1 pseudogene is annotated in these 250 nt (G+C 43.2%); it reads left to right on the top strand.

Annotated elements, in window-relative coordinates:
* Positions 1-250, top strand: a pseudogene (locus AAEY72_RS15795) (TetR/AcrR family transcriptional regulator); the annotation flags it as partial.

Here is a 250-nt window from a genome sequence, read left to right as displayed (position 1 = left end):
GGGATCAAGAAGCCTAGCCTGTATGCCGCATTTGGTAATAAAGAGCAGCTATTTTTAAAAGCCATCGATTTATACGAAAACCGCCCAGATTCATTATTTAATACGGCTTTTAAACATCAATATGTTGCTGATGTGGTTCGCGGCTTATTGCTTGGCGCTGCAGCCAAGTTTACTGACTGTAGCCACCCTCAAGGTTGCGCATTAATTAACAGCACCCTTTCATGTAGTGAGGCGAGCGAGTCTATTAAAC

Origin of the sequence: Psychrobacter sp. W2-37-MNA-CIBAN-0211 (assembly GCF_040309405.1) — a bacterium.
GTDB lineage: Bacteria > Pseudomonadota > Gammaproteobacteria > Pseudomonadales > Moraxellaceae > Psychrobacter > Psychrobacter glaciei.
Note: the sequence above shows the minus strand (reverse complement) of the source record. Positions and strands in the feature narration are given on the sequence as shown.